This is a genomic window from Amycolatopsis sp. MEPSY49, assembly GCF_051337345.1.
Taxonomy (GTDB): Bacteria; Actinomycetota; Actinomycetes; order Mycobacteriales; family Pseudonocardiaceae; genus Amycolatopsis.
This window is the reverse complement of record NZ_JBDLYJ010000002.1, coordinates 442,576-468,564: the sequence shown is the minus strand read 5'-3', so window position 1 is coordinate 468,564 and position 25,989 is coordinate 442,576. Positions and strand designations below refer to the sequence as shown.

Below are 25,989 nucleotides of genomic sequence, written 5' to 3'. Positions count from 1 at the left end.
GTACCCGCCCGGCGGCGCGGGTAACCGAGCGCCGTGGGGGTTTACCGGGTGATCAACCGGGTACTCAGCCCGCGAAGAGAAGGGAGTGTGCCATGCCCCAGTCGTGGAGCGGCAAGCGCGAACGGCAATATGAGCACGTCAAGGACTCGGCCGAAGACCGCGGGGCCAGCACGAAACGGGCCAAGGAGATCGCCGCCCGGACCGTGAACAAGAACCGCGCGCAGTCGGGCGAGTCCCGGCAGGCCAGCAAGACCTCGGTCCAGGACAAGTCGCCGCAGAAGCGCGGCGGCGAGCGCTCCGGCAACCGCAAGGGCCCCGGCGGCCCGACCAAGGACCAGCTGTACAACGAAGCGAAGAAGCGGAACATCAACGGCCGCTCGACGATGACCAAGAAGGAACTCGAACGGGCGCTGGGCCGGTGACGAAACCGGAAACCCCTGATCAGCAAGTGTCGGCATTCCCCCAGATGGGTAGTACCTCCCGCATGGAAGAAACACGAAGCGGCGGCTCGCACAGCAGCAAGCCGACGTTGGACGAACTGCTCGAGGAGCCGGTGGAGCTGCGGCTGCCCGCCATGGCGGAGCAGATCCCGCTGGTCCGGATGCTGACGCACGGCGTCGTGTCGCGCGCGGACTTCGGGCTGGACGCCATCGCCGACGCCAAGATGGCCGTCGACGAGGCCTGCGCGCAGCTGGTCCAGCTGGCCGAGCTCGGCACCCAGTTGCACTGCCGGTTCGTGCAGAAGGAGGACGGCCTGCACGTCGTCGTCTCCACCCGGTCGAGCGACGCGCGGCCGCCCAGCGACCGCACGTTCGGCTGGCACGTGCTCACCACGCTGAGCCGGTCGGTGACCGCGCACAGCGACGTCCTTCCGGGTGGGGGCGCGGGCATCGTCACGATCGAGCTGGTGCTGAACCCGGGAACGAGCGCGTGAGCGGCGAGCGGAAAACCCTCCTCCACCGCCCGGACGAATACGCCCACTGCGAGCCGCTGTTCGAGGAACTGGGAACCCTCGACGCCGACGACCCGCGGCGGGAGGTGGTCCGGAGCAGGCTGGTGACCGAGCTCCTGCCACTGGCCGAGCACATCGCGACCCGGTTCTCCGGGCGCGGCGAGCCCCGGGAAGACCTGGTGCAGGTGGCGCGGATCGGCCTGATCAACGCCGTCGACCGGTTCGACCCCACGCGGGGCCACGACTTCCTGTCGTTCGCCGTGCCGACGATCATGGGTGAGGTGCGCCGGCACTTCCGGGACACCGGCTGGTCGGTGCGGGTCCCGCGGCGGCTCAAGGAGCTGCACCTGTCCCTGAGCCAGGGCTCGGCGGTGCTGTCGCAACGCCTCGGGCGCGCCCCGACGCCGACCGAGCTGGCCGAGCACCTGAACCTGGACGTGGAAGAGGTCCGCGAAGGGCTGGTGGCCGGCAACGCCTACCAGGCCCTGTCGGTCGACAAGCCGGTGCACGACGACGCCGAGGCGCTGTCGCTGGCGGACACCATGGGGGAACCCGACCACGAGATGGCCATGGTCGAGAACCACGAGGCCCTCCAGCCGCTGCTGCAGGAACTGCCCAAGCGGGAGCGCGCGATCCTGGTGATGCGGTTCTTCGGCGGGCTGACGCAGACGCAGATCGCCGACCGCGTCGGGATCTCCCAGATGCACGTCTCCCGGCTGCTGTCGCAGACGCTGGAGCAGCTCCGCGGGAAGCTCACCGGCGAGGGCTGACGCCCGCCGGTTCCCGTTCCTTCTTCCTCACCACCCGTCTTGAATGAGTCATTCAGGACCTCGCCGGTCCTGAATGACTCGTTCAAGACGGTGCCGTGCTGCTTCAGAGCCAGCCCGGCCGGTCGCCCTTGCGGAGCCGCCGCCACTCCCCCGCGAACCGCTCGCGCAGCTCGTCCGCCGCCGCGGCGTCACGCGCGTACAGCATCCCGAACGTGAAGGTGTTCTGCCCTTCGCCGTGCCCGGCGATGGTCAGGTGGCGCAGGACGTCCCGGCCGACCACGGTGTCCTGGTGCTCGCCCAGCGTGCTCTGGACGGCCTTGACGTTCTTGCGCCAGGCCCGCAGCTTCTTGCCGTAGACCGGTTTCACCGTGTCGGCCGCGTAGCGAGCCCGCTTGGCCTTCTTGCGAACGTCGTGCAACGCCAGCTCCAGCTCGTGGCCGTGCTTGCCGCTCGCCGCCGCTTCGGCGCGGCGCAGCTTCGTCGCGGCCTTGCGGACCGGCTTGCGCAACGCGGTCTTCGCGGGCTTGCGCGCCCGGCCGGTCCACGGCGGTTCTTCGACCACTGTGTCCAACGCGCGCAGCAGGTTCAGGTACCGCTTGCCGGTGAGCGTCGCCAGCGCCTGGGTCCGCCCCTCCTCGGCCTCGCGGGCGAAGTAGCGAGTGAGGTACTGGCGCAGCGGCCCGAACACCAGCTCCGGCGGGACGTCGTCCAGCCGCTCGCGCAACCGCTGCTCGGTGACCTCGGTGTCCCGCGCCGGGGAGAGCTGCTGTCCGAGCCACTTCAACTCGGCCGCGAGCGGCGCGGTCGCCTCTTTGTCCACAATGGACCCGAACGTGCGCAGCGCGCTGCGCAGCTTCCGGGTCGCGACGCGCATCTGGTGGACGGAGTCTTCGACGTCCAGCCGGACCCCGACGTCCGCGCGGCGCAGGCGGGCGTAGTGGTCGCGCAGCGAGGCCAGCACGACGTCGCCCGCCGTCGGCTTCTTGCGGCCGCGCGGCGGCGCCGGGACGCGGTCGCCGATCAGGCGCCGCAGCTTCGACGGCCACGGCGAGGCCGAGGCGCCGGCTTCGGCCAGCGCCCGGTCGAACTCGTCGAGCCGGCCGGGGTCGGTCCCGGGTTCGAGCTCGAGTTCCAGCTCCCGCCACTCGTCGAGCCGCGCGCTCTCGCCGCCGGCCTCGCCGGTGACGTGGTCGTCGGTGAGCGTCGCGACCGTCCGGCCGTCGCCGTCGGCCAGGCGGTGGGCGAACCGGTCGGTGCGCAGGTGCGCGATCGGCACCAGCTTCTCCCCCAGTGTGAACGCGCGCACGAGCCGGCGCAGCCGGCCGGGGACCTTGTTCGGGTCGCCGCCCAGCGGCAGCTGGATCTCCTGCCGCTCGTCGGCGGAGACCGGCAGCTTGAGGTGCCAGCCCGCGTCGTGCCCGCCGACGCGCCGCCGCAGCGTGATGCCGCTGCGGGCCAGCCGGAAGGTCTCGGTGTCGTAGTAGGACGCGTCGAGGATCTGCTCGACCGGGTCGTCCTGCGTCGTGACACCGGCGACGCCGACGAGCCGCGGCACCCCGCTGCCCGCGACGATCTCGTACTTGCGCTCGCGTTCGGTCACCGACGACGGCGCTGCCATGATCATCCTCCCTTGGGACCGGTTCACCCGGCGGATACCCGGCGGGCCGTGGCCCGACACGGGATTCGCCGCGCGAGCAGCGGGTATCCCGGACGCGACCCCCGAGCCCGGACCAGGAGCGTGCATGAACGGCAGCCAGCCCGCAACCGACCTGACCACCGTCCTCGCCGGCGATCACCGCGAGCTGGACCGCCTGTGCACCGAGCTCGAGCTCGGCCAGGGCAGTCCGGAGAACCGCAAGGACCTCGCCGACCACCTCATCGCGGAGCTGGTCCGCCACACCGTCGCCGAAGAGTCCTTTCTCGACGGCGACGGCGCGCTCACCGAGGCGGACGGCCTGATGCGGCAGCTGGCGGGCGCGGGGCCGCAGGAGACCCGGTTCGAGCGGCTGCTGGGCGGGCTGATCCGCGCCGTCCGGCGGCACGTCCACGACGAGGGCCCGGCTGCGGTGCGCCAGGTTCGGCTCACGTGCTCGCCCGAGCGGCGGGCCGAGCTCGGCAAGGAGGTCCTCGCGGTCCGGGCCGCCGCGGCGACGGTGCCGCACCCGGACCTGTCCGACCGGGTGCCGCAGTCCGACCAGCTGTGGCCGGGACCGGACGTCGTCGACCGGGCGCGGGAAGCGCTCCGCCGGGCCGCGGACTCACCCGGTTGAGCACCGGGCGGGCGCCGGCATCGGGTTGAATACGGGCATGAGCATCGGTGAAGACGAATGGGCGCGCGACCGGGCGCGGTTCGGGCAGGACGGCGAGCCGCCGGCCGGCCCGCTGACGCGGCAGTTCGCCGACCTCACCCGTCTGCTGCTCGACGCGACCCCCACCGTCGGCGGCGTCCTGCGGCTGGTCGTCGGGGCCGCGAGCGCGCTCGTCCCCGGCGCGGACCTGGTCAGCGTCACCCTGCGGGAGCCCGGCGGCAGGTACCACACCCCGGTCGAGACCGACCCGGTCGCGGTGCGGCTGGACCAGCTCCAGTACGACCACGACGAAGGACCGTGCGTCGAGTCGGCCCGGCCGGACGGCCCGGCCATCGGCTGGTCCCAGGACCTCGCGCACGACCCGCGCTGGCCGTCGTTCGGCCCGGGCGCGGCCGGCTTCGGCTACCACTCGGTGCTGGCGACGGCGCTGCTCCCGGACGCCCGCCCGCCCCGTCTCTCGGGCGCGCTCAACATCTATTCGAGCCGGCCGGACGCGTTCGACAGCCGCTCGATCGACCTGGCGCTCCTGCTGGCGACGCACGCGTCACTGGCGCTGGCGCACACGGAGTCCGTCGCGACGGCCGAGCTGGAGCGGGAGCACCTGCGCCGCGCGGTGGAGAGCCGGGACGTGATCGGCCAGGCGAAGGGCATCCTGATGCAGCGGCGCGGCATCACCGCCGACGAGGCGTTCGACGTGCTGCGCCGCGCGTCCCAGGACCTGAACGTCAAGCTGGCCGACCTGGCCCTGACGCTCGCTACCCGGCACACCGAGGTCGATCTCCCGGTCGCGGAGCACTGACGCGGATACGGCGAAGGGCGGCACTTTCACGTGAAAGTGCCGCCCTTCGCCCGTACGCCGTTACTGGGCCGAGTACGGGGACCGGTTCTCCAGCGACGGGCTGGCGGTCGGGTAGCGGCCGTCCTGGCCCGGCACCGGGGTGACCGTCGCCTGCGGCTCGGGTTCCACCCGCTGCTGCGGGCGGCCGCCGCGCTGCTGGACCACCGCTTCCACCTCCTGCTCGCCGCGGATGCGGGCGAGCGCGGCGAGGGTGATCGCGTGGGCGATCGCGAGGATCAGCAACAGCACGCCGAGCCGGCCGACGACGCCCGGGAGGTCGCTGCCGCCCATGTCGATGGTGGAGACCAGCGCCAGCACGCCCAGCGTCGCCAGATGGAACAACACGGTCACCAGGCGGGTCATCGAAGCGCCGGCCGCCGGGTCGCCGTAGGAGTTCTCCAGGTAGCGGCGGCCGCTGCGGTAGATGATCTGCCCGTCGATCAGGACCAGCGCAACGCCGATCGCGAGGAACGACAGGTACGCGTTCGTGGTCATGCCGGGACGCTCCTTCTCCTGGGGGGACCTCTTCGGGTGAAGTACCCGGCCGGTCGCGGAGGGAAACGCCGTGGTCACCCCGTGAAGGTTTCCGGGTCCGGCCCGGTGCGGTGACCGTCGTCGAGCTTGCCGATAGCCGTCATGTCCTCGTCGTCGAGCTCGAAGCCGAAGACGTCGATGTTCTGCCGGATCCGCTCCGGCGACGACGACTTCGGGAAGACGATGTTCCCGAGCTGGATGTGCCAGCGCAGCACCACCTGCGCGGCCGTCCGGCCGTGCTTCTCCGCGAGATCCGTCAGCACGGGGTCGTCGAGGACTTCCGCCTGGGCCAGCGGGCTCCACGCTTCGGTCGCGATGCCGTGCGCCCGGTGGTACTCGCGCAGTCCGGTCTGCTGCAGCGCCGGGTGCAGCTCGATCTGGTTGACCGCGGGCACGGTTCCGGTCTCCTCGGCGAGCCGGTCGAGGTGCGCGGGCTGGAAGTTCGAGACGCCGATGGCCCGGGCCTTGCCGGCCCGCAGGATGTCCTCGAAGCCCTGCCACGTGCGCACGTAGTTGTCCTTGTGCGGCAACGGCCAGTGGATCAGGTAGAGGTCGACGTGGTCGAAGCCGAGGCGCCGCAGGCTGCCTTCCAGCGCGGTGATCGCGTTGTCGTGCCCGTGCGCGTCGTTCGCCAGCTTCGTCGTGACGAACACGTCTTCGCGCGCGAGCCCGGACTCCGCGACGCCGGCGCCGACGCCTTCTTCGTTCCGGTACATCTGCGCCGTGTCGATGTGGCGGTACCCCGCTTCCAGCGCGGTCCGCACGGCTTGGGCGGTGTCCTCCGGCGGGATCTGGAACACGCCGAACCCGAACTGCGGGATCCGCACGCCGTTGTTCAGTTCCACGGCCGGGACGTCGGTGGTCGTCATGCCTGCCGCCTACCCGAGGGTTCCGGGCACAAAACACGGCGGGACGGAACCCGCCCCGCCGTGTCACTCGATCGTGTGAGCTAGGTGCCCGGGCGGTCCACGTCACCGCGCCACGCGCCGCTCTCTCCGCCGCGGTGTTCGATGAAGTCCTTGAACCGCTTGAGGTCGCCCTTCACCCGGCGGTCGAGGACGCCGAGCTTGTCCGCCACGTTTTCGGCGAAGCCCTCCGGGTCGATGTCCATCTGGGCGGTGACCCGGGTGTGGGAGTCGTCGAGCCGGTGGAACGTGATCACCCCGGCGTGGTCCGGACCGGAGTCCGACGTCCAGGCGACCCGCTCGTCGGGGTGCTGTTCGGTGATCGTCGCGTCGAACTCGCGCGTCACGCCACCGAACCTCGTCACCCAGTGGGTGTGGGTGGCGTCGACCTGGCGGATCTCTTCGACGCCCTCCATGAACCGCGGGAACTCCTCGAACTGCGTCCACTGGTTGTACGCGGTCGAAACGGGGACCTCCACGTCCACGATTTCGGTGATCGTGCTCATGCACTCCTCCTCGTCGATGGGCTCGTCGGTGGTGTCGTCGAATCGGCTACCCGGTGCCGCACCGGTCAAACCCGGCGTGATTGACCCCGCGCCGGCCCGGGTACACGGCGGCCAGGCAAGGAGGTGTTCCGTGATCGAAGAAGCGAACAAGAAGCCGGCGGCCGACCGCTCGGTCGGTGAGCTGGTGACGGACCTGACCGACGAGGTCAAGCGGCTCGTCCGGGACGAGATGCGGCTCGCGGTGTTCGAACTGCAGCGCAAGGGCAAGAAGATGGGCGTGGGCGCCGGGCTGTTCGGCGCGGCGGGCCTGTTCGCGTTGTTCGGCGCGGGCACGCTGGTCGCGGCCGCCGTGCTGGCGCTGGCGCTGGTCCTGCCCGGCTGGCTGGCCGCGGTGATCGTCGCGGTCGTGCTGTTCCTGATCGCCGGCGTGGCGGCGCTGATCGGCAAGAAGGAAGTCACGCAGGGCGTGCCGCCGGTGCCCGAAGAAGCGATCAGCGGGGTCCGCGAAGACGTGGAGACCGTGAAGCAGGGAGTGCACACATGAGCGGGGACTTCCCGAAGAACGCCGAAGAGGCCCGGCTCGACCGGGACACCACCCGGGAGGAGCTGACCGAGACGCTGGAAGCGCTCGGGCAGAAGCTCGACGTGAAGACCCGGGTCAAGGAGAGCGTCGACGAAAAGCTGGACCACGCGACCGCGAAGGTCGCCGACGTGACGAACGAGCCGACCGCGGTCAAGTTCCGCCAGGGCGCCGACGTCGTCCGCAGCAACCCGCTGCCGGTCTTCGCCGGCGTGCTGGGCCTCGTGATCCTGATCCGGCTGATCCTGCGACGGAGGAACGACTCGTGAACAAGGTCCTGTACAAGCCGCTGAGCTGGGTCGTCGGCGCCCTCGGCGGCGTCCTCGCCGGCCAGGCGTTCAAGCAGGTCTGGAAGCGCGTGGCCGGCGAAGAGGACGCGCCCGACGCCACCGACCGCGACTACACCTGGCAGCAGGTGATCATCGCGGCGGCGGTGCAGGGCGCGATCTTCGCCGCCGTCAAGGCCGCCACCGAGCGGGCGGGTGCCATCGGCTACCAGAAGGCCACCGGGGACTGGCCGGACGACGACTGACGTCCATTGTGGACGGCGGGAGGCGGGTCCGCCGGGCGGTCACGCCTCCCGGCCGGGCTCGGGAACCGGCGTCAGGTTCGCGATCGCGTCGCCGACCCGGGGGTGGATGTCCAGCAGCAGGTCCGCGCCGGTGGCCTCCAGCGAGCGGGTGACCGCGTGGCCGCCGGCCACGACCGCGACTTCGGCGCGGGTGTTCGCCTCGAGCAGCGACCGGACGCCGGCGCAGCTGAGGAAGGCGACGCGGGTGAGGTCGACGACCAGCCGTTCGCCGGTCGCGAGAGCTTCCTCGAGGGTGCCGACCGTTGCGGCGTCGATGTCACCCACCAGCGTGACGACACGGACCTCGCCCGGTCGTACGGTGCTGGTGAAGGTCAAGCCGGACGGTTCGTCGATCGTGCGAAAGCAGTACATGGCGCTCCCTATTCAAGCGTGCAGGGGCGCTGACCGGAGCACGTGAGTCTGAACAACAGCCAACGCCCTCGACCGTACGCCCCTGTGCCCACAGGTCAACCCCGCGGGGTTTCCGCGTCCCGACCTCGGGTAACCGGCGGAGACGGACATCCGCCCCGGAAGGAGACCCATGCGTGTCGTGATCGTCGGCGGCGGGTTCGCCGGCTACCACGCGGCCAAGAGCCTGCGGAAGACCGCCGGCGAAGACGTCGAAGTGGTCGTGCTCAACCCCACGGACTACTTCCTCTACCTGCCCCTGCTGCCCGAGGTGGCGGCCGGGATCCTCGACCCACGGCGGGTGACGGTGTCGATCCCCGAGACGCTGCCGGGTGTGCGGCTCGTGCTCGGCCGGGCGACCGGGGTCGACTTCGACGCCCACGAGGTCTGCTACACCGACCCGGAGGACCGGGAGCACCGGATCCGCTACGACCGGGTGGTGCTCGCCGCGGGCAGCGTCAACAAGCTGTTGCCGATCCCGGGCGTGCCGGAGTGCGCGCACGGCTTCCGCGGTGTGCCCGAGGCGCTCTACCTGCGCGACCACATCACGCGGCAGATCGAGCTCGCCGCGGCGGCCGAAGACCCCGCCGAACGCGACGCGCGCTGCACGTTCGTGGTCGTCGGCGCCGGCTACACCGGCACGGAGGTCGCCGCGCAAGGACCCGCGTTCACCGAAGCCCTCGCCCGGCGCCACCCCGAGCTGGCCGGGCAGAAGATCCGCTGGCTGCTGCTCGACGTCGCCGAGCGCGTGCTGCCGGAGCTCGGCAAGCGGCTCGGCCGGACCGCCGACGAGGTGCTGCGCGCCCGCGGGGTCGAGGTGCTGATGAAGACCTCCGTCGACCACGCCGACGCCAAGGGCGTCACGCTGACCACCGGCGAGCCCGTACCGACCCACACGCTCGTGTGGTGCGTCGGCGTGCGGCCGGACCCGCTGGTCGCCGACCTCGGGCTGGAGACCGCCAAGGGCAGGCTCGTGGTCACCGAGCAGCTGGCGGTGCCCGGGCGCGACGACGTCTTCGCCTGCGGCGACGCGGCCGCGGTGCCCGACCTCACCCGTCCCGGCGAGTACACCGCGATGACCGCGCAGCACGCCGAGCGGCAGGGCAAGCTCGCCGGGCGCAACGTCGCGGCGTCGCTGGGCTACGGCCGCCCCGGCACCTACCGCCACCACGACCTCGGCTTCGTCGTCGACCTGGGGGCCGGCGCCGCCGCGGCGAACCCGTTGCACATCCCGCTGTCCGGGCTGCCGGCGAAGGCCGTCACGCGCGGCTACCACCTCATGGCGATGCCGGGGAACCGCGTCCGCACGGCGGTCGACTGGGTCCTGGACCGGCTGACCGGGCGCCAGACCGTCCAATTGGGACTGGTCCGGTCCGGCGCGGTGCCGCTCGACACCGACTCCCCCGAACTCCCCCGCCGCTGAAAGGACGCTTCCATGGCCGCCGAACCCGCTCGTTCCGAAGGCCCGTCGGTCGTGACCGCGGGCGACCCGTCCGGGCCGAAGATCATCGTCCTCGACCCGGCCGGCGCCGCTCGGCACGACGAGCTGCCCGCGACCTGGCGTCCGCTGGCGGAGCAGCGGGCGATCTTCTGGTGCCGGGTCCCGGCCGGCGGCGCCCTGACCGAGGCCGACGACCTCGTGGGCGACCACGGGCCCGGCGACCCGGAGATCGCCGTCGTCGTGAGCGGGCCGTTCGCGGCCGAAGCGCTCCAGCTGGTCGAACGCCACCCGGGCGGCGCCGCGCACCTGCTGCTGGTCGACCCGGCGTCGGACGCGTTCCTGCCGTCCGGTGATGCCGCGAAGGCGAACGAGGAGTGGCTGGCCGAGCACGACGACGTCGTCGCGAAGCTGCGTGAAGCGGGCACGGAGGTGCGAGTGATCGCCTCGACGACCGAAGGCCCGGAGGACCGCGTGCCCCCGCCGCTGCCGCTCGGCCACCCGGACGTGGTGGCGGCGGTGCGCGCGGCCCTCGGCGACGGTTAGTCGTCGTCGAAGACCGAGAGCGCCTGGCGGCGGTGCAGCAGGTCGACGGCGGCGTCGAGCTGGTGCTCGAGGTCTTTGAGCCGGAGGCGCTCCTCCGGGGTCAGCCCGCCGTGGTGGAGGGCGCCCTTGCGGAGGCGGTGCTCCTCGTCGATCAGGTCGGCGATGCGGTCGGTGATTTCGTGGCCTGCCATGGAAGTCGCCCTCCTGTCCGTCCGCGAGCATACGCCGCGCGGGTACTCTCGCCCGGGTGATCGAGGTCGCCGAGCTGGTGCGAGCGCGCGGGGCCCAGGCGAGCCTGTGCGTCCTGCGCGACGGCCGGGTGCTGCTCGACATCGGCCCGCCGGACGCGCTGTACTGGATCTTCTCGGCGAGCAAGCCGTTCGTCGCGCTGCTGGTGCACGAGCTGGCGGCGCGGTCGGCGGTGGACCTGGACGCGCCGGTGGCCCGCTACTGGCCGGAGTTCGCGGGCGGCGGCAAGGGCGCGGTGACGATCCGCCAGGTGCTGCGGCACCGCTCCGGCTTCGCGACGGCCCGCGGGTTCGCCGGCGACGCGCTCACGATGACCGACTGGCCGCGCGCGATCCGCGCGATCGAGCTCGCTCCGCTGCGGTGGACGCCCGGCGCGGTCGCGGCGTACCAGCCGATCGTGTTCGGGCACATCCTGGGCGAGCTGGTCCGCCGGGTGACCGGCACGCCCGTGGACGCGCTGCTCGCGTCGGAGTTCCTGGCTCCGCTGGGGCTCACCGACACGTACCTCGGGCTGCCGTCATCGCGGTGGCCCCGGCACGTCCCGGTCCGCGGCCAGGGTCTGGGCGGCCCGCTGACGGCCCGGATGGTGAACCGCCGAGCCGTCCGCCGGGCGGTGATCCCGGCGGCGGGCATCTCGACGACGGCCCGCGACCTGGCCCGGTTCTACCAGGCTTTGCTGGACGGTTTCGCGGATCAGGCGGTGACGGAGGCCCGCCGCCCCGCGGGCGACGCGGTGGTCGACCGCACGATCGGGACGCGCATCCGCTGGGCCCAGGGCTTCCAGCTGGGCGGGGTGGGCCGCCCGATGGGGACGTCGAGCGCGCGGGAGACGTTCGGGCACAACGGCAGCAACTGCTGCATAGCCTGGGCCGACCCGGGGCGGCGGCTGGTGTTCGCGTACCTGACGGACCGATTGGTGCCGGGCCACAGCGCGGCGGCGCACTTGGGCGAGGTGGCGGACGCGGTCCTGAAGGCCTGCGACTGACCGGCGGCGCGGGCGGGCTCGGTGCGGGGCGGCAAGCGCCCCAATGTGGCCTTCGGTGCGTCCTGCGCACCGAAGGCGGCCTTCGGTGCGTGGGACGCAACCAAGGCCGCCTTGGGGCGCTCGCTAGCCGCGGGCCAGGTCCACGAACGCCCGCACCACCGGCGCCACCACGCCCGCGCGCCAAGCCAGGCCCAGGTCGATCACCGGCACCGGGTCCTCCAACCGCCGCAACACCACTCCCCTCCGCTTCAACCCCCGGGCCCGGTGTTCCGGCACCGCCGCGATGCCCGCTCCCTCCGCGACCGCGCGCATCAGCTGCTCGTCCTCCGGCTCCTCGCGCACGATCGGGGGCACCCCGGCCGGCCACACCTGCGCACTGATCGCGTCGTACTGACCGGGACCGTTCGAGCGCGGCCAGAACACCACCGGCTCCTCGGCGAGCCACACCCGCCGCAACCGCCCTCGCCGGCGGGCCAGCGCGTGCCCGGACGGCAAAGCGATCAGCACCTCCTCCGACCCGACCACCGCCACCTCGATGCCCGGGGAGACCACCGGTGGCCGCACGAAGCCCACGTCGATCTCGCCCGCGGACAGCCGCGCCAGGTTCAAGCTCGTCCAGCCCGTCTCCAGCGCCAGCTCCACCTCCGGGAACGCCGCCCGGTACGCCGCCACCAGGTCGCCGGCCAGCGGGCCCGGTGCCGAACGCGTGTACGCGATCCGGAGCCGCCCCGCGTCGCCGCGGCCGGCCGCCGCGATCACGCCGCGGGCCTGGTCCAAGCGCGACAGCAGCTCCCGTGCCTCCGCCGCCGCGACCCGGCCCGCCTCCGTCAGCGCGAACCGCGGCCCCGAACGGTCCAGCAGCGCCACCCCCAGCTCCGCCTCGAACGCCCGGATCTGCTGGCTCAGCGACGGCTGCGACACGAACAGCCGCGCCGCCGCGCGCGTGAAGTGCATCTCCTCGGCGAGCACGGCGAAGTAGTGCCAACGGCGTAGGTCCACCCAGCCACTATAGGGCCGGCCTATGGATCAAGAGGGACGAAGTCTTGGACCCTCCCGGGAGCCGGTCCAACACTGGGCGACGTGAACCGCACCGACCGCAAGCTCCACGCCCTCGCCGCCGCCGCGGACCGGCACCTCCTCGACCCGATGGCCGGGTTCGTCGACCTCGCCGGGATCCGCGAAGCCGTCGAGGACCTGACCAAGGCGTTCGCGCCGCTCGGGCGCGTCCAGCACACCGTCGCCGCGAAGGCGTGCGGCCTCGCGCCCGTCCTGCGCTACCTCGCCGACCTCGGGGTCGACGCCGAGGTCGCGAGCCCCGGCGAGACGGCGGTCGCCGAAGCCGCCGGCCTGCGCGGTGCCCGGCTCGTCCTCGACTCCCCCGCCAAGACGACCGCCGAACTCGCGCACGCCCTGGCCGAAGGCACCGCGATCAACGCCGACAACTTCCAGGAGCTCGCCCGGCTCGACGGCCTGGTGGACCACCCGCGCTCGGTGCTCGGCCTGCGGATCAACCCCCAGATCGGCGCCGGCCGGATCGGCGACACCAGCACCGCGACCTCGACGTCGAAGTTCGGCATTCCCTTGCGGGACAACCGAAGCGCCATCCTCGACGCCTTCGCGCGGCGGCCGTGGCTGACCCGGCTGCACGTCCACGTCGGCTCGCAGGGCTGCCCGCCCGAGCTGATGGCCGACGGCGTCGCCGCGGTCCACGCCCTCGCCGAAGAGATCAACGCCGACCGCCGGCAGGTCACGAGCATCGACCTCGGCGGCGGTCTCCCGGTGAACTTCGCCTCCGAGGACCCGGGTCCCACCTACGCCGACTACGTCACCACGCTCCTGGCGAAAGTCCCGGCCCTCGCCGACGGGAGCTACACGTTCGTCACCGAGTTCGGCCGGTCCCTGCTGGCGAAGAACGGCTTCCTCGTCAGCACCGTCGAGTACACGAAGGTCGCCGGCGGCCGGCCCATCGCCGTGACGCACGCGGGCGCGCAGGTCGCGGCCCGCACGGTCCTCCAGCCGGAGCACTGGCCGCTGCGGCTGACCGCACTCGACGCCCAGGGCCGCCCGAAGACCGGACCCGAAGTGCCGCAGGACATCGCCGGTCCGTTGTGCTTCGCGGGTGATCTCCTGGCGAAAGAACGGCCGCTGCCGCTGCTCGAGCCCGGCGACCTCGTCGTCGCGCACGACACCGGCGCCTACTACTTCGGCGCGCACTACGCCTACAACACGCTGCCGCGCCCGGCCGTGCACGGCTTCACGGTGGACGAGCGCGGCAACGTCGAGTTCACGCCGATCCGCCGCGCGCAGTCCCTCACCGAGCTGGTCGCGGACGCGGGAGCCGAATACGTCGGAGCGCTCCCCGAAGCGTGATCACCGGCGTACGATCCGGGCACGCCGAGGGGAGACTGCCATGGGGGCCAGTCCGGAACTGCCAGCTTTTCGGGGGTCCGGGTGGCGGAGCCCCCGGCCCGGGCCGGAGGCCCGGTTGTCACTGCCGCGGTTCGCCGCGCTTCCGGTGGGGATCGTCGTCGCCGTCCAAGCGGTGGTGCTGACCGCGCTGTCGGGCCGTTACGGCTTCCACCGCGACGAGCTGTACTTCGTCGCGGCGGGCCACCGGCCGGACTGGGGCTACGTCGACAACCCGCCGATCACGCCGTGGCTCGCCCGCGCGTCGACAGCTTTGTTCGGTGAAACGCCGAGTGGTCTGCGCGTGGTCGCGACCCTGCTCGGCATGGCGACCGTCGTGGTCGTCGCACTGATCGCCCGCGAGTTCGGCGGCGGCCGCGGCGCGCAGCTGTGCACGGCGATCGCGACGGCGCTCTCGGCGTACGTCCTGGTCGTGTCGCACATGCTGGCGACGAACTCCGCGGACGTCCTGCTGTGGTCGCTGATCGCGCTGTTCGGGTTGAAGCTCCTGCGCACCGGCGACGGCCGGTGGTGGCTCGCCGTCGGCACCGCCGCCGGGGTCGGGATGGCGAACAAGTGGCTCGTCCTGCTCCTGCTGTCCGGGCTCGGCATCGGTGTGGCCGTCGCCGGGCCGCGCCGGGTGCTGCGGACCTGGTGGCTCGCCGCCGGCATCGGGATCGCCGCCGCGCTGGCCGCGCCGGTGGTGGTCTGGCAGGCGGCGCACGGCTGGCCGATGCTCACCGTCGCCGGCGGGATCAGCGAGGACGACGGCGGCGAGAACCGCGCCCTGTTCGTGCCGATGCAGCTGGTCTACCTCTCCCCTGTGCTGGTGCCCGTGTGGATCGCCGGGCTCGTGCGGCCGTGGCGCGATCCCGCCCTGCGCTGGGCTCGCGCCCTCGCGATCGCCTACCCGGTCGTCTGCGTCGAACTCCTGGTCCTGGGCGGGAAGCCGTACTACTCGGTGCCGTTGCTGCTGCCGCTGGTGGCGCTCGGCGCGGAGCCGGCGCTGCGGTGGCTCGGCCGGGGTGGAGTGCCGCGGCGGGCGCTTCTCGGCGTCGCGACCGCGGTGTGCGTGGTCGTGTCCGTCCTCACCGGACTCCCGGTGGTGCCGGTGTCGGCGCTGGGCGGCCCGCTGCTGGCGGTCAACAAGGAACCCGGTGAGCAGGTCGGCTGGCCCGGGTTCGCCGAATCGGTCGCCGGCGCGTGGGCGCGGATCCCGGCCACCGAACGGGACACCGCGGTGATCGTCGCGGGGAACTACGGGGAGGCGGGCGCGCTCGAACACTACGGGCCCGCGCTCGGCCTGCCCCAGCCGTACTCGCCGCACATGTCCTACGCCGACTGGGGCCCGCCGCCGGACCGGCTGGTCGGCCCGGTCCTGCTCGTCGGCGGCTTCGAACGCGGGTCGCCCGCGTCGCGGCTGGTCACCGGGTGCCGCCCAGTGACCAAGTACCACTCGGCCGAAGGCGTCGACAACGACGAGAACGGCACCCCGCTGTCGTTGTGCACGCTGACCGAGCCGTGGTCGACCGCCTGGCCGAAGCTGCGGCAGTTCTACTGAACCCGGTTCGCGCTACCCTCGGGCGCATGGTGGCGACGCGCACGGCGGTGGCCGTGGTGGGGGCGGGTCCGGCCGGGCTCACGGTGGCGAACCTGCTGCGGCGCGCGGGGATCCCCTGCGTGCTGCTGGAAAGCGAGAGCCGGGCGTTCATCGAACAGCGCCCGCGGGCCGGGTTCATCGAGGAGTGGGCCGTCCGCGGGCTCGAAGAGCGCGGCCTCGGCCAGCGGCTCGTCGCGAAGGCGCCGCGGCACGAGGCGTTCGAGTTCCGGTTCGCCGGGCGCCGGCACGCCTTCCGCTACGGCGACGTCACCGGGCAGCGGCATTTCGTGTACCCGCAACAGCTTCTGGTGACCGACCTGGTCGGGCAGTACACCGACGCGGGCGGCGAGGCCGTCTTCGAGGTCTCCGACGTCCGGCTGCACGGCCTGACATCGGACTCCCCGGCCGTCACGTTCCGGACCGCCGACGGGGAGCACCGGCTCGAGTGCGACTTCGTCGCCGGCTGCGACGGCGCCCGCGGCGTCACGCAGGCGTACCTGCCGCCGGAAACCACCGTGAAGGCCCACCACGACTACGGAATCGGCTGGCTGGCTCTGCTCGCGGAGGCACCGCCGTCCGCCGACGGCGTCCTGTTCGGCATCCACCCGCGCGGGTTCGGCGCGCACATGGCGCGCACGCCGACGGTGACCCGGTTCTACCTGCAGACGACGGCGGGCGAGACCGAAGCGGACTGGCCCGACGAGCGCGTCTGGACGGAGCTGAAGGCCCGGCTCGCGGTGCCGGACGGGCCGATCATCGAGGGGAAGCTGATCGAGAAGCGGATCCTCGACATGCACAACTACGTCGTGGAGCCGATGGCGCACGGCCGGCTGCACCTGGCGGGCGAGTCGGCGCACCTGGTCGCGCCGATCGCGGCGAAGGGCATGAACCTCGCGCTGCACGACGCGTTCCTGCTGGCCGAGGCCTACCAGGCGCACTACGCGGGCGATCCCACGCGGCTGGCCGGGTACTCCGACGCGTGCCTGCCGCTGGTGTGGCAGTACCAGGAGTTCTCCCAGTGGCTGTCGGACATCTTCCACCACACCGCGGCCGCGGGCGAGAACCCGTTCGCGGCGCGCATCGCGGAGGCCCGGATGCGCCGCCTGCTGGGTTCGCCCGCGGCCGCGGCGGCGTTCGCGGAGCTGTACATCGGCAAGAACGCCGACCTCTGATCAGCTCCAGGCGATCTTGAACACCCACGCGTAGCGGCCCGCCTGCCGGGCCGCGGCCGGGACGTCGATCACCAGCGCGCCGTTCTCCACGGTCCAGCGCAGGTTCCCGCGGTAGCCCAGCAGCGTGACGCGATCGCCGGCGCGGATCGGGACCGGCGCGTCGACCACCAGCCTGCTGCCCGGCGCCACCAGCGAGTGCACGTAGAACGCTTCGTTCTGCTTGACCGTGAACCGCAGGTCGCCGAGCTGGGCCATCCGCGACCAGTACGTGGTGCCGTAGATGGCCTCGCCGTTGACCTTCAGCCACGCGCCCGCGTCACGCAGGTGCCGCTGCATGACGTCCGGGATCGTGCCGTCGAAGTCCGGGCCGATGTCGAGCAGGAAGTTGCCGTTCTTCGACACGATGTCGACGAGCGTGCGGACGACCTCCTCCGCCGTCATGTACCGGTCGTCCGGGGTCGCGCGGTTGTAGCCGTAGGAGAACGGGTCGAGCCCGCGGCTCGCCTCCCACTTCGCCACCACGGTGTTCGGGTACGTCGTGTACTCCGGCGTGGTGAAGTCGTGGTCGGGGATGCCGCCGCGGTCGTTGTAGGTGACGTCCTTGGGGCGCTTGCGGTTCTTCGCGTGGTTGAAGTACTCGGTGAGCACGGTCCGGCTGTCGTTGACGCCGCCGATGTCGAACCACAGGACGTCCGGGTCGAACTCCGAGATCAGCTCGAGCACCTGCGGGGCCTGGTAGTCGCGGACGAAGTCCTTGCCCGCGGTGTAGCCGGTGTAGGGCAGCGGCGCGCCGGTGTACGGGTTGCGCGGCGCGTGGCCCATCCACGGGTTGTCCGGGTTGAACCACTCGGGCAGCGAGAAGTACAGGCCGTTGCGCAACTGGGGCGTGTACTTCCGGGACGCGGTGAACAGCTCGTCGATGATGTTCCGCTTCGGGCCGAGCTTGACGGAGTTGCGGTCGCTGACCTTGGTGTCCCACAACGCGAAGCCGTCGTGGTGCTTCGAAGTCAGCACGTAGTACTCGGCGCCGGCGTCCGCGATCAGCTTCAGCCAGCTGCGCGGATCGAACTTCGCCGCGGTGAACAGCGGGATGAAGTCGTCGTAGGCGAAGTTCTCGCCGTACTTCTCCCGGTGGTAGGCGTAGGTCGCGCCGTTCGGGTCCTGCTGGTTCTGCCAGTACCACTCGGCGTACTGCTGCCCCACCGGCGCCCACGCGGGCACGGCGTACACGCCCCAGTGGATGAAGATGCCGAACTTGCTGTCGTTGAACCAATAGGGCGCCCGGTGCGCCGACAGCGAGGCGTCGGTCGGCCGGAAGTCCGGGATCCCGAGGGTGATCGAGACCTGCTGGGTGGCAAGAGTGCCACGGCCGGCCGTGACCCGCACCTGACCGTTCGTGGTGGTCCCCGGCGGCACGGACGCGTTCGGCGCGATCCCGAGCCGGACGGTCGCCTGCTCCCCCGGCGCCAGCGCGCGGATGGCCGCCGGCACGGTCGTCCGGCCGCCGGGGACGTCGACGGTGACGCTCACCCGGTCGCCGGCGCCGAGCCACACGGTGCCGGCGTTGACGATGGTCGCCTCGGCGGCCTGCGGACCGCCGTCGGACAGGAGGTTCACCGTCGACCGGCTGTCGAGGACGAGCGCCGAGCGACCCACGGCCACCGGCTGCAGGGTGAGCGCGAAGACGTGCAGGCTGGAGACGTTCGGCGCGGGGTTCGCCGTGGTGGGGAGGGTCAGGGCGACGGCTTCGCGGGCCGGGTCGACCCAGACCTGGCCGGTGGCCAGGGAAACCGGGTTGTCGTCGACGACCCCGCCGGGCGCGTAGCGGAACGGCGAGACCAGCGCGCCGGTGCCGGTGTACCAGTCGGGGCCGGAGAGGGAACCGCTGCTCGTGCTGCCGTCGGCGTAGTGCACGGTGGCCGTGCCGCCGGTCGTGCCGTAGCTGGCGGCGACCAGGAAGTACGCGACGAAGTAGCGGCCCTTCGGCAGATCGATCCGCTGGCCGGTGGCGGCGATGTTGTTCTTCGCGCCGGCGGCCGCGGACCCGAGCGTGAACGGAACCCCGCCGACGGTGGTCGTCCGCCCGGCGGGCAGGTGTTCGGCGGGGAACGTGTAGCCGGAGCCGTCGAAGTCGCCGCCGGTGGCGGACGCGCTGTCGATGCCGTCGTTGGTGAACCACGGGTCGAGCGCGACGGGGACGGGCGGCGGGGGCGGGACGATCGGCGTGCCGGGGCTGTCCGGAGCGGCGTCCACGGGTACGGCGGCACCGGCGGGGGTGCGGCCGGCCGCGCTGAGCGCCACGGCGCCACCGAGTGCGATGCCGAGGGCTTGCCGGCGGGGGAAGGTCGTCACTGAACCTCCAGGGATCGGATGACTACGGCGGAAGGACGGCAGAGTTCGGCCATTGCTGGCCGTTCTGTCGTTGGCGGGGCTGATTCATCCGATGACTGACCCTGCTCGCTGGGTCTGCCGGTGTCAAGAGGCGATCGAAGTGAACCTCGCCCGGATCCGGCTCGTGGTTCTCGGTACGAGCTGCAGCACTCGTCGTCAGAACCAGCCGCGCACCGAAAGGCCAGACCGATGTCCACCCCTCAGAACGCGCTGAGCCGCCGCGCGATCGCCATGCTCAAGGCGGTCCTCGACGGGCGCGCCGAGCTCCGCTGCAGCTGTGAACCCGACCTCCGCGTGGACGGGTTGCCGTGCTGCGACCAGAACACCGCCCACGACCTGGCCCGCGCCGGGTTGATCCGGGCGGTCGGAACGCCGTCGCCGGGCCAATGGGCGGCGGCCGAGCTGACCGACGCCGGCCACCGCGCGCTGGGCGGCTTTCCCGCCGCCGCCGCTTGAGTGAAGCCACCGGCGGGCTTCGCACGTAGTGAATGACTCATTCCTGTCGCCTGGCGACAGGAATGAGTCATTCACGTCGTTCGAAGTCCCCCCGCCCCGTGAGAAACCTCGGGAACTGCGTGAACCGCTCCGGCCCGGCGGCCGTGCTCTGGGTGAGGGCGTCTCGCACACGCCCTCCGGAGTCGCCACGACGCAACGATCCGGGCCAGCCTCCGCCCGATCGGGACCGGGCACTCCGGCGAGCGGCCGTCGCGGCAACGGCCACCTCGCGCGGGCCCGTCCGGCATCCCCAGAATCCCGGACGGGCCCGCCCCCGGCTTTCCCGGCACTGTCCGGGATCTTGTCCGCACGCTCACCTGATCAGCGGTCCCCGGTCCGGAGCAGCCGCGCCACTGTGAGTGGATGCGACGCTTCCTGGCCGTGAGCGCGGCAGTCCTGGCGGGGTTCGGCATCCTCACGACGTCCGGCAGTGCGAAACCGGCCAGTGCCCATTCACAGAGCGCTATCCCGGCCGCTGCCGAGCACGCCGTGAACGGCTGGGTCGGCACCTGGGCCGCCGCACCCGCGGCCGCGGTGGCCAATACCCCGGACGGCTACCCCGGCTTCTCGATCCGCAACGTCGTGCACTCCAGCGCCGGCGGCAGCCGCACGCGCGTTCACCTCTCCAACGCCTTCGGCGCTTCTCCCGTGACCTTCGGGCACGTCACGATCGCGATGCAGGCCAACGGTCCCGACGCCGTGCCCGGCACGCTGCGGTCACTGACCTTCGGCGGCGCGCCCAGCGTCGTCGTCCCCGCCGGCGCCGAAGCGCTCAGCGATCCGGTGAACCTGCGGGTGCCCGCGGACGCCAACCTGCTCGTCACGACATACGTGCCGACGAAGTCCGGCCCGGTCACCTACCACCCGGCCGCGTCGCAGACGTCGTACTTCACCCGCGCCGGCGACTTCGCCGGCAGCGAGGCAGGCACCCCCTACACCGAGCAGACGTCCGTGTGGCACTACGTTTCCGGCGTCGACGTCCAAGGCGGTGCCGAAGCCTCGATCGTGACGCTCGGCGACTCGATCACCGACGGCGTCGGCTCGGTCGCCGGCGCCAACCACCGCTGGCCGGACTACCTCGCCGACCGGCTGCACGGCCGCTTCGGCGTCCTCAACGCGGGGATCAGCGCCAACCGGCTGCTGCTCGACGTCCCCGGCTCCGGCGCCGGCCAGAACGCGTTGTCCCGCTTCGACCGCGACGTGCTGAGCGTCGGCGGCGTCCGGACGCTCATCGTGCTGGAGGGCATCAACGACATCCAGCAGGACCCGCACCAGACCGACCCGAACGCGATCACCTCGGCCTACCGCCAGCTGGTGACGCAGGCGCACGCGCGCGGCATCCGGGTCCTCGGCGGCACGCTCACGCCGTTCAAGGGCTGGCGCGTCTACGACGAAACTCTGGAAGCGACCCGCACCGCGGTGAACGCGTTCATCCGCACCAGCGGGGTCTTCGACGGCGTCGTCGACTTCGACGCCGCCGTCCGCGACCCCGCCGACCCACTGCGGATGCTGCCGGCCTACGACTCCGGCGACCACCTCCACCCCGGCGACGCGGGCTACGAGCGGATGGCCGCCGCGGTCCGGCTAGACCGGCTGTGAGCGCGGGATGAACAGCACCGCCACCAAACTCAGCAGCGCCACCGCGACGAGGTAGAGCGACACCGAAAGCGAAGTGCCGGTGGACGTCTGCAGCGCCGTGGCGATCAGCGGCGCGAACCCGCCGCCCAACACCGCGCCGACGGCGTAGGAGAACGACGCGCCGCTGTAGCGGTACCGCGGCTCGAACAGCTCCGCGAACAACGCCGACTGCGGCCCGTAGGTCGCGCCCAGCCCGATGTTCAGCACCACGACCGCGACGATCAGCCAGACCGCGGCCTTGGTGTCGACCAGCAGGAAGAACGGGACCGGCCAGACGACGAGCAGGATCGACCCGGCCAGGTACACCGGTTTGCGGCCGACTCGGTCGGACCACGCCGCCGTGACGAGGATGCTCACCAGCCACGTCAGGCTGCCGACGATGACCACGACCAGCAACGTCGTGCGGTCGATCTTGAGCACCGACGTGCCGTAGGAAAGCAGGTACGCCAGGAAGATGTAGCCGACCGCGGTGTTGGCGATGAAGCTGCCCGAGGCCACCAGCAGCGCCCGGGGCCGTTCGCGGAAGACGTCGACCATCGGCCGGCTGCTGCGCGCCTCTTCCTCCCGCAGCCGCGCGAACACCGGCGTCTCCTCGATCCGCAGCCGGATCACCAGGCCGACGCCGACGAGCACGATGCTCGCCAGGAACGGCACCCGCCAGCCCCACGACGCGAACTGCGCGTCGGTCAGCGACCGGCCGAGGATGAAGAACAGCAGCTGCGCCAGGATCAGCCCCGCCGGGACGCCGATCTGCGAGAACGCGCCGTACCGTCCGCGCCGGCCTTCCGGCGCGTGCTCGACCGCCATCAGCGCCGCGCCGCCCCACTCGCCGCCCGCGCTCAGCCCCTGCAGCAGCCGCAGGACGAGCAGCAGGATCGGCGCCCAGACGCCGATCGCGGAGTAGGTCGGCAGCAGGCCGACGCCGACCGTGGCGAAGCCCATCAGGAGCAGCGACAGCACCAGCATCGCCTTGCGGCCCACCCGGTCGCCGAAGTGGCCCCACAGGATCCCCCCGACCGGGCGGGCCAGGAACCCGACGCCGAGCGTCGCGAACGCGGCCAGCGTGCCGGACGCGGGCGAGAGCGTCGTGAAGAAGAGCTTGCCGAACACGAGCGCCGTCGCCGTGCTGTAGATGAAGTAGTCGTACCACTCGATCGTGGTCCCGATCGCGCTCGCCACGGCCACCCGCCGCAGCTGTCGTGCCGCGACCGGGGTGCTCACGAGCCGGCCAGCGCGGGGACGAGGTCTTCGGCCAGCAGGTCCATCAGCAGCCCGTCGTGCCAGCTGCCGTCCGGACCGCGTTCGTACGCCCGCATCCGGCCGACCGGCTGGAAGCCCAGCGACTGGTACAGCTGGATCGCGGACTTGTTGTCCGCCGCGGGGTCGATCACCAGCCGATGGTGCCCGCGCACGGTGAACAGGTGCTCGGCCAGCGTCCGGATCGCATCCGTTCCGAGGCCGCGGCCCTGCCAGTCCGGGTGCACCGCGATGTCGATCCCGGCGTGCCGGTACTGCGGGTCGGCCTCCTCGAAGGCCAGCTCGATGCCCACGACGACGTCATCGTGTTCGATGGCGTAGGTCGTCGTGCCCTCATCGGGATCGAGCAGGTAGGACACTTGGGTGGCCACCGGTTCTTCGGCGTCCGCCCACCAGCGGGCGATGTCCGGGTGCGACAGGATCTCCTCGAACCGGGCGGCGTCCTCGGCTGCGGCAGGGCGCAGCCGGACGCGGCTTCCGGGGATCAGGCCGGTCATCGGCTCAGTGTCGACCCCGGAAGCCGTCCTGTCGAGCGGTCGTTCAGCCGCTCCTCACCAGGGGTTGTTGTCCTGCTCGTCCGGATCGGCCGCGGTCCCGCGGCGCGGCGGCGTCGCCGGCCCCGACGACGCGGGCGGCGTCGCGGCGCCACCGGACGGCGACGGCGGCGCGGGCGGCGGCTCGGCGGACGGCTGGTCCTCCGGCTCGTCCGGGTCGGGGAACCGGCCGCGGAGGTTGTCCAGCAGCAACGTCCGGGTCTCGCGGTCCTCGTCGCCGAGCTGCTCGGACATCACCCCGGCCACCTTCTCGGCGATGCCCGACTGGGCCCGCCGCATGGTGGTCAGGATGGCCCGGGACAGCTCGTCCAGCGGGAACGACTTGACCTTGTTGCTGAACGTCAGGTCGGTGACCGTGCCGTCGGCGCCGACGGTGACGCTGACGGCGCCGTCACTGCTGCTCGCGGTCAGCCGCAGCCGTTCGGTCTCCTCCTGCGCCGCCTGATAGCGCTGCGCCTTCGCCGCGAACCCGGCCGCCCAGTCGTCCATCCGGCGGATCGCTTCGTCCGGGTCGCGGATCAGGTCGCCCAGGCCGTTGTTCGGGGACGTCATGCCTGCCTCGATTCCGCCGTGCGCGGCGACGCGGCGAGCTGCCGCTCGAACGGCTGGGCGTTGGCCTCTTCGCCGTCACGGTAGGACTGTGCGGCCGTCTTGACGTTGTCCGCGAGCCCGCGGACGCCTTCCGCCGACGCGGTGAGCGCTTCCTTCGCCTTCTCCCCCGTCGGCCGGATGATCGGCGGCAGGAACGCGCACAGCAGCCCGTAGGCGTGGTCCGACATCGCCGAGTCGGCCGCGGCCGACGCCGTGTCGAGCCGGTCCACCAGGCTCTCGACGTGGCTCGCGTGCGCGACCAGCTCGTCCGGCTCGACCTCGAAGCCCGCGGCCGTCATGCGTTCACTTCCAATCCTGGTTCTTCCAGTCGCCGATCACCGGCGGCGCCACGACCTGCTCGCCCGCGAAGAAGTTCGGGTCGTCGCTTTCGAGGTAGTCGGCGGCCTTGTGTTCCTTGTCGTCTTCCTTCTTGCCACCGCGGGCGCCGGCACCCATGCCGCCCATGCCCGGGCTGCCCGCGGCGCCGGACTTGCCCGCCAGGCCCGCGTTGCGCGCCGCCGCCGCTTCGGCCTCCGCGGCCGCGCCGGACGCGGCACCGCCGCCCAGGCTGCCCGCGCCCGTGCCGCGCACGCCACCGCCGACGCCACCGGCACCCGAGCCACCGCCGCCGATCCCGCCGAGGGAACCGCCACCGGCCCCGCCGCCGGGAATGCCGCCGAGGCGGCTCGCGATGCTTTCGCCGTTGATCCCGCCGCCGCGGCCGATGGTCGGCATCTTGCCGGTGCCGCCGCCGGGGATGCCCCCCGGGCCGGTGCCGGTGGGCAGGCCGGTGATCGGGTCGATGCCGGGCGGGGTGAAGCCGGGGATCGGGCTGCCGCCGCGGATGCCGCCGTTCCCGCCCGAGACGTCCGGGATGTTCGGGATCGACGGCGGCGTGTAGCCCGTGCCACCCGTGCCGCCGGTGCTCCCGCCGATGCCGGACGGGGTGAAGCCGGACGACGTCGTCGAGTCGTCGAAGCCCGGCACCGACGAGCCGGGGATACCGGACCCGGTGAAGCTGCCACCGGGGATCTCGGGGATGCCGGCGCCCGAGAAGCCCGAGCCACCGGCCCCGCCGCCACCACTGGCGGCCGGGATGCCGGCCCCGGAGAAGCCCGAGCCGCCGGCGCCGCTGCCGCTGCCGCCACCGGGGATGCCGCTGCCGGAGAAGCCCTCGGTGCCGGAACCGCCGCCGCCCGGGATGCCCGCGCCGCCGAAGGAACCGCTGCCCCCGGCACCGCCGGCGCCGGAGCCTGCGCCACCCGCGCCGCCGAGCCCCGCGGCGTCCAGGCCGGCCGGGGTGCGGCCCGCGGCCGTGGGGTCCAGGGCCGGGTCCATCGCCGTGCGCGCCATGAGCGGCTGGGCGCCGCTCGCGCCCGCACCACCCGAGCCCGAGGCCGCGACGCCCTGCCGCTGCGCCGTGGCCGTCGGGAGCTTCGGCGGGGCCGGGAACCGCGGTGTCGCGACCGCGGCACCGATGGTCTCGTCGTACTGCGTCAGGATCTGCGCGGCGTGCTCCCGCGCGGCCTGCTGTGCCCGGTACGTCTGCATCGCCTCGCCGGCCGCGGCCGCGTACTGCACCGGGTCGGTCATCGACATCAGCTTCTGGTTGGTGCTCTGCAGGTCGAACTCCACCGGCGGGTTGGCGACCATCTGCCGCTGGGTCTCGTTGAGCGCCTGGGAGTGGATCTCCTGCTGGCGCCCGGCGAGCGTCGAGCCCTGCGCGGTCGCGCCCAGCCACTTGCCGACGCCGGCGAGGTGCTCACGGACGGCGTCACCGGCGTCGCCCTGCCAGTTGTCCGTGCTCGCCTTGATCGCGTCGGCCAGCGTCTTCTGGTGCGTGCCGAGGTCCTTGCCGACCTGCACCCACTCCTCCGAGGTCTCCGCGACGGTCGCCGGGTCGGCGTCCGTCGTGATGGCCTGGTTCATCTGCTCGTGGCTGGCGTTGGCCCACAGCGTCTTGGGCGGCCCGCCGTTCTCGCGGATGGAGAGGCCCTCGTCGAGGCCGTGCTTGGCCGCCTCGAGGTTGTTCTCGTACATCTTCTGGATCATCTGGTCGCGCAGGACCGGGTTGAGGAGCGGGTCGGGCCAGCCGGTCACCATCCCCAGGATGTCGAACTGCGTGGTGGCGACCTGGCGGAGCTCGTCACCCGACAGGATGTCGTCGCCGGTCAGCGGCCCGACGTAGTACTTCGACGACGAATCCGCCGTCACGTCGTAGAGCGGGCTGCGCGGGTTGTAGTCCGGGGATGACGGATCCGAGACGGACTCGGCGGTGGGTGCCACGGTCTCCC

Annotated in this window: 29 protein-coding genes; 16 read left to right on the top strand and 13 right to left on the bottom strand. The window is 72.4% G+C overall.

Translation table 11 applies throughout. The features are described 5' to 3' along the window. Positions 1-92: 92 nt before the first annotated feature. The 3 genes from ABFJ78_RS11305 (at position 93) to ABFJ78_RS11295 (ending at position 1,722) form a co-directional block, all read left to right on the top strand. Complete coding sequence (locus ABFJ78_RS11305) at positions 93-422, top strand: plasmid stabilization protein (RefSeq protein ID WP_436385838.1); 330 nt, start codon at positions 93-95, stop codon at positions 420-422. Positions 423-484: 62 nt separating this feature from the next. Further along, positions 485-934 (top strand): ATP-binding protein, encoded by a 450-nt coding sequence (locus ABFJ78_RS11300; RefSeq protein WP_436385837.1) that lies wholly within the window; start codon positions 485-487, stop codon positions 932-934. Continuing rightward, positions 931-1,722 (top strand): SigB/SigF/SigG family RNA polymerase sigma factor, encoded by a 792-nt coding sequence (locus tag ABFJ78_RS11295; RefSeq protein WP_436385836.1) that lies wholly within the window; start codon positions 931-933, stop codon positions 1,720-1,722. The genes ABFJ78_RS11300 and ABFJ78_RS11295 overlap by 4 nt, the downstream gene beginning before the upstream one ends. A gap of 103 nt (positions 1,723-1,825) precedes the next feature. Here the strand turns inward: ABFJ78_RS11295 and ABFJ78_RS11290 are convergent, their stop codons facing one another. Next, positions 1,826-3,340 (bottom strand): CHAD domain-containing protein, encoded by a 1,515-nt coding sequence (locus tag ABFJ78_RS11290; RefSeq protein WP_436385835.1) that lies wholly within the window; start codon positions 3,338-3,340, stop codon positions 1,826-1,828. A gap of 124 nt (positions 3,341-3,464) precedes the next feature. Here ABFJ78_RS11290 and ABFJ78_RS11285 point away from each other — a divergent pair, with 124 nt between their 5' ends. Then, positions 3,465-3,992 (top strand): hemerythrin domain-containing protein, encoded by a 528-nt coding sequence (locus tag ABFJ78_RS11285; protein ID WP_436385834.1) that lies wholly within the window; start codon positions 3,465-3,467, stop codon positions 3,990-3,992. 37 nt (positions 3,993-4,029) lie between these two features. Beyond that, a complete protein-coding gene (locus tag ABFJ78_RS11280) occupies positions 4,030-4,830 on the top strand; it encodes a GAF and ANTAR domain-containing protein (RefSeq protein ID WP_436385833.1) in 801 nt (266 codons plus the stop codon). Positions 4,831-4,890: 60 nt separating this feature from the next. Here ABFJ78_RS11280 and ABFJ78_RS11275 read toward each other — a convergent pair whose 3' ends face one another. From ABFJ78_RS11275 to ABFJ78_RS11265, 3 genes are all read right to left on the bottom strand, one after another. Beyond that, positions 4,891-5,364: a hypothetical protein gene (locus tag ABFJ78_RS11275; RefSeq protein WP_436385832.1), complete on the bottom strand. Its 474-nt coding sequence runs from the start codon at positions 5,362-5,364 to the stop codon at positions 4,891-4,893. A gap of 74 nt (positions 5,365-5,438) precedes the next feature. Further along, the gene (locus ABFJ78_RS11270) at positions 5,439-6,272 is read right to left on the bottom strand and encodes an aldo/keto reductase (RefSeq protein ID WP_436385831.1); all 834 of its coding nucleotides are present in this window, start codon (positions 6,270-6,272) and stop codon (positions 5,439-5,441) included. Positions 6,273-6,352: 80 nt separating this feature from the next. Continuing rightward, positions 6,353-6,814, bottom strand: a complete 462-nt coding sequence (locus ABFJ78_RS11265; protein ID WP_436385830.1) for an SRPBCC family protein — start codon at positions 6,812-6,814, stop codon at positions 6,353-6,355. Between the two features lie 130 nt (positions 6,815-6,944). Between ABFJ78_RS11265 and ABFJ78_RS11260 the strand changes: the two genes are divergently transcribed. Genes ABFJ78_RS11260 through ABFJ78_RS11250 form a run of 3 tightly spaced genes read left to right on the top strand, consistent with a single transcriptional unit; the run spans position 6,945 to position 7,926 of the window. Then, positions 6,945-7,358, top strand: coding sequence for a phage holin family protein (locus ABFJ78_RS11260; RefSeq protein WP_436385829.1), 414 nt, complete (start codon positions 6,945-6,947; stop codon positions 7,356-7,358). After that, positions 7,355-7,663 (top strand): DUF3618 domain-containing protein, encoded by a 309-nt coding sequence (locus tag ABFJ78_RS11255; RefSeq protein WP_372665500.1) that lies wholly within the window; start codon positions 7,355-7,357, stop codon positions 7,661-7,663. Before ABFJ78_RS11260 ends, ABFJ78_RS11255 begins: the two co-directional genes overlap by 4 nt. Then, a complete protein-coding gene (locus tag ABFJ78_RS11250; RefSeq protein WP_436385828.1) occupies positions 7,660-7,926 on the top strand; it encodes a DUF4235 domain-containing protein in 267 nt (88 codons plus the stop codon). The genes ABFJ78_RS11255 and ABFJ78_RS11250 overlap by 4 nt, the downstream gene beginning before the upstream one ends. A gap of 39 nt (positions 7,927-7,965) precedes the next feature. Here ABFJ78_RS11250 and ABFJ78_RS11245 read toward each other — a convergent pair whose 3' ends face one another. Next, positions 7,966-8,337 (bottom strand): STAS domain-containing protein, encoded by a 372-nt coding sequence (locus tag ABFJ78_RS11245; protein WP_436385827.1) that lies wholly within the window; start codon positions 8,335-8,337, stop codon positions 7,966-7,968. A gap of 169 nt (positions 8,338-8,506) precedes the next feature. Here ABFJ78_RS11245 and ABFJ78_RS11240 point away from each other — a divergent pair, with 169 nt between their 5' ends. Both ABFJ78_RS11240 and ABFJ78_RS11235 read left to right on the top strand, forming a co-directional pair. Next, positions 8,507-9,796 (top strand): NAD(P)/FAD-dependent oxidoreductase, encoded by a 1,290-nt coding sequence (locus tag ABFJ78_RS11240; protein WP_436385826.1) that lies wholly within the window; start codon positions 8,507-8,509, stop codon positions 9,794-9,796. Positions 9,797-9,808: 12 nt separating this feature from the next. Then, positions 9,809-10,357, top strand: a complete 549-nt coding sequence (locus tag ABFJ78_RS11235) for a hypothetical protein (protein WP_436385825.1) — start codon at positions 9,809-9,811, stop codon at positions 10,355-10,357. Here ABFJ78_RS11235 and ABFJ78_RS11230 read toward each other — a convergent pair. Further along, entirely contained in the window at positions 10,354-10,548 is a 195-nt protein-coding gene (locus ABFJ78_RS11230) for a DUF2630 family protein (RefSeq protein WP_091388895.1), read from the bottom strand. The genes ABFJ78_RS11235 and ABFJ78_RS11230 overlap by 4 nt on opposite strands. Before the next feature lie 56 nt (positions 10,549-10,604). Here ABFJ78_RS11230 and ABFJ78_RS11225 point away from each other — a divergent pair, with 56 nt between their 5' ends. Beyond that, complete coding sequence (locus tag ABFJ78_RS11225; RefSeq protein WP_436385824.1) at positions 10,605-11,591, top strand: serine hydrolase domain-containing protein; 987 nt, start codon at positions 10,605-10,607, stop codon at positions 11,589-11,591. Positions 11,592-11,714: 123 nt separating this feature from the next. On the opposite strand, the gene ABFJ78_RS11220 is transcribed toward ABFJ78_RS11225, so the two are convergent. Then, entirely contained in the window at positions 11,715-12,590 is an 876-nt protein-coding gene (locus ABFJ78_RS11220) for a LysR family transcriptional regulator (RefSeq protein WP_436385823.1), read from the bottom strand. An 81-nt stretch (positions 12,591-12,671) separates the two neighbouring features. Between ABFJ78_RS11220 and ABFJ78_RS11215 the strand changes: the two genes are divergently transcribed. From ABFJ78_RS11215 to ABFJ78_RS11205, 3 genes are all read left to right on the top strand, one after another. After that, positions 12,672-13,961: a diaminopimelate decarboxylase gene (locus tag ABFJ78_RS11215; RefSeq protein WP_436385822.1), complete on the top strand. Its 1,290-nt coding sequence runs from the start codon at positions 12,672-12,674 to the stop codon at positions 13,959-13,961. 115 nt (positions 13,962-14,076) lie between these two features. Beyond that, positions 14,077-15,558 carry an ArnT family glycosyltransferase gene (locus ABFJ78_RS11210; RefSeq protein ID WP_436385821.1) on the top strand — a complete coding sequence of 494 codons (1,482 nt, stop codon included), beginning with the start codon at positions 14,077-14,079 and terminating at the stop codon, positions 15,556-15,558. Between the two features lie 26 nt (positions 15,559-15,584). Further along, positions 15,585-16,769, top strand: coding sequence for a 4-hydroxybenzoate 3-monooxygenase (locus ABFJ78_RS11205; RefSeq protein ID WP_436385820.1), 1,185 nt, complete (start codon positions 15,585-15,587; stop codon positions 16,767-16,769). Here the strand turns inward: ABFJ78_RS11205 and ABFJ78_RS11200 are convergent, their stop codons facing one another. Beyond that, positions 16,770-19,121, bottom strand: coding sequence for an alpha-L-fucosidase (locus tag ABFJ78_RS11200; protein WP_436385819.1), 2,352 nt, complete (start codon positions 19,119-19,121; stop codon positions 16,770-16,772). Positions 19,122-19,349: 228 nt separating this feature from the next. Between ABFJ78_RS11200 and ABFJ78_RS11195 the strand changes: the two genes are divergently transcribed. Then, positions 19,350-19,616 carry a hypothetical protein gene (locus tag ABFJ78_RS11195; protein ID WP_436385818.1) on the top strand — a complete coding sequence of 89 codons (267 nt, stop codon included), beginning with the start codon at positions 19,350-19,352 and terminating at the stop codon, positions 19,614-19,616. 402 nt (positions 19,617-20,018) lie between these two features. After that, positions 20,019-21,254 (top strand): SGNH/GDSL hydrolase family protein, encoded by a 1,236-nt coding sequence (locus tag ABFJ78_RS11190; RefSeq protein WP_436385817.1) that lies wholly within the window; start codon positions 20,019-20,021, stop codon positions 21,252-21,254. Here ABFJ78_RS11190 and ABFJ78_RS11185 read toward each other — a convergent pair. The 5 genes from ABFJ78_RS11185 to ABFJ78_RS11165 are packed head-to-tail and all read right to left on the bottom strand — an operon-like array spanning position 21,240 to position 25,981. After that, positions 21,240-22,514, bottom strand: coding sequence for an MFS transporter (locus ABFJ78_RS11185; RefSeq protein ID WP_436385816.1), 1,275 nt, complete (start codon positions 22,512-22,514; stop codon positions 21,240-21,242). The two genes, ABFJ78_RS11190 and ABFJ78_RS11185, sit on opposite strands and share 15 nt — an antisense overlap. Continuing rightward, complete coding sequence (locus ABFJ78_RS11180; protein WP_436385815.1) at positions 22,511-23,047, bottom strand: GNAT family N-acetyltransferase; 537 nt, start codon at positions 23,045-23,047, stop codon at positions 22,511-22,513. Before ABFJ78_RS11180 ends, ABFJ78_RS11185 begins: the two co-directional genes overlap by 4 nt. Before the next feature lie 54 nt (positions 23,048-23,101). Continuing rightward, entirely contained in the window at positions 23,102-23,656 is a 555-nt protein-coding gene (locus ABFJ78_RS11175; protein ID WP_436385814.1) for a YbaB/EbfC family nucleoid-associated protein, read from the bottom strand. Continuing rightward, complete coding sequence (locus ABFJ78_RS11170; RefSeq protein WP_372665516.1) at positions 23,653-23,994, bottom strand: type VII secretion target; 342 nt, start codon at positions 23,992-23,994, stop codon at positions 23,653-23,655. The genes ABFJ78_RS11175 and ABFJ78_RS11170 overlap by 4 nt, the downstream gene beginning before the upstream one ends. Positions 23,995-23,998: 4 nt before the next feature. Next, a complete protein-coding gene (locus ABFJ78_RS11165) occupies positions 23,999-25,981 on the bottom strand; it encodes a hypothetical protein (RefSeq protein ID WP_436385813.1) in 1,983 nt (660 codons plus the stop codon). Positions 25,982-25,989: the final 8 nt, after the last annotated feature.

Excerpts from the sequence above, each read along its gene's own strand:
- ABFJ78_RS11305 (WP_436385838.1), top strand. The coding sequence starts at position 93 with ATGCCCCAGTCGTGGAGCGGCAAGCGCGAACGGCAATATGAGCACGTC.
- ABFJ78_RS11300 (WP_436385837.1), top strand. The coding sequence starts at position 485 with ATGGAAGAAACACGAAGCGGCGGCTCGCACAGCAGCAAGCCGACGTTG.
- ABFJ78_RS11290 (WP_436385835.1), bottom strand. The coding sequence starts at position 3,340 with ATGGCAGCGCCGTCGTCGGTGACCGAACGCGAGCGCAAGTACGAGATC.
- ABFJ78_RS11285 (WP_436385834.1), top strand. The coding sequence starts at position 3,465 with ATGAACGGCAGCCAGCCCGCAACCGACCTGACCACCGTCCTCGCCGGC.
- ABFJ78_RS11280 (WP_436385833.1), top strand. The coding sequence starts at position 4,030 with ATGAGCATCGGTGAAGACGAATGGGCGCGCGACCGGGCGCGGTTCGGG.
- ABFJ78_RS11275 (WP_436385832.1), bottom strand. The coding sequence starts at position 5,364 with ATGACCACGAACGCGTACCTGTCGTTCCTCGCGATCGGCGTTGCGCTG.
- ABFJ78_RS11270 (WP_436385831.1), bottom strand. The coding sequence starts at position 6,272 with ATGACGACCACCGACGTCCCGGCCGTGGAACTGAACAACGGCGTGCGG.
- ABFJ78_RS11265 (WP_436385830.1), bottom strand. The coding sequence starts at position 6,814 with ATGAGCACGATCACCGAAATCGTGGACGTGGAGGTCCCCGTTTCGACC.
- ABFJ78_RS11255 (WP_372665500.1), top strand. The coding sequence starts at position 7,355 with ATGAGCGGGGACTTCCCGAAGAACGCCGAAGAGGCCCGGCTCGACCGG.
- ABFJ78_RS11245 (WP_436385827.1), bottom strand. The coding sequence starts at position 8,337 with ATGTACTGCTTTCGCACGATCGACGAACCGTCCGGCTTGACCTTCACC.
- ABFJ78_RS11240 (WP_436385826.1), top strand. The coding sequence starts at position 8,507 with ATGCGTGTCGTGATCGTCGGCGGCGGGTTCGCCGGCTACCACGCGGCC.
- ABFJ78_RS11235 (WP_436385825.1), top strand. The coding sequence starts at position 9,809 with ATGGCCGCCGAACCCGCTCGTTCCGAAGGCCCGTCGGTCGTGACCGCG.
- ABFJ78_RS11230 (WP_091388895.1), bottom strand. The coding sequence starts at position 10,548 with ATGGCAGGCCACGAAATCACCGACCGCATCGCCGACCTGATCGACGAG.
- ABFJ78_RS11205 (WP_436385820.1), top strand. The coding sequence starts at position 15,585 with ATGGTGGCGACGCGCACGGCGGTGGCCGTGGTGGGGGCGGGTCCGGCC.
- ABFJ78_RS11195 (WP_436385818.1), top strand. The coding sequence starts at position 19,350 with ATGTCCACCCCTCAGAACGCGCTGAGCCGCCGCGCGATCGCCATGCTC.
- ABFJ78_RS11190 (WP_436385817.1), top strand. The coding sequence starts at position 20,019 with ATGCGACGCTTCCTGGCCGTGAGCGCGGCAGTCCTGGCGGGGTTCGGC.
- ABFJ78_RS11180 (WP_436385815.1), bottom strand. The coding sequence starts at position 23,047 with ATGACCGGCCTGATCCCCGGAAGCCGCGTCCGGCTGCGCCCTGCCGCA.
- ABFJ78_RS11175 (WP_436385814.1), bottom strand. The coding sequence starts at position 23,656 with ATGACGTCCCCGAACAACGGCCTGGGCGACCTGATCCGCGACCCGGAC.
- ABFJ78_RS11170 (WP_372665516.1), bottom strand. The coding sequence starts at position 23,994 with ATGACGGCCGCGGGCTTCGAGGTCGAGCCGGACGAGCTGGTCGCGCAC.